Origin of the sequence: Paracoccus sp. Z118 (assembly GCF_019061185.1) — a bacterium.
Taxonomy (GTDB): Bacteria; Pseudomonadota; Alphaproteobacteria; order Rhodobacterales; family Rhodobacteraceae; genus Paracoccus.
Genome location: NZ_JAHQZU010000129.1, coordinates 1 through 476 on the forward strand (window position 1 = coordinate 1; position 476 = coordinate 476).

Below are 476 nucleotides of genomic sequence, written 5' to 3' on the forward strand. Positions count from 1 at the left end.
TGCTCGAGGGCGCCGACCCGTAAGGAAAACGATCCTCCGGGACCGATCCGGCCCTCGCCCCCGATCCACGATCATCGTTGTCCGGCAGGGGCCGCATCGCCATGTGCGCGGCGTGGGGGGTGGTCGCGGAGCGCAGCGCGGCCGGGGACGGCCGCGGCCGGTGCGGTCCGCCGGATCGGGTCCGACAGCAGGCGCAGCCCGTTCAGCACGACCAGCACGGTGCCGCCCTCGTGGCCGATGACGGCGAGGGGCAGCGGCAGGTCGAAGAACAGCCCGCCCGTCACCAGCACGGCCATGGCGCCGATGGCGAAGGTCAGGTTCTGGCGGATGATCCTGGCTGTGCGCCGCGACAGGCGACGGGCGGCGGCGAGCCGCTCCAGATCCTCGGACAGCAGCGCCACGTCGGCGGCCTGCAGCGCCACGTCCGATCCCGCGGCGCCCATGGCGACGCCGACATCGGCGCGGGCGAGCGCCGC

1 pseudogene is annotated in these 476 nt (G+C 74.8%); it reads right to left on the bottom strand.

Going from position 1 to position 476, the window contains the following annotated elements:
- Nucleotides 1-71: 71 nt before the first annotated feature.
- Nucleotides 72-476: pseudogene (locus tag KTN05_RS18820) on the bottom strand (hypothetical protein); the annotation flags it as partial.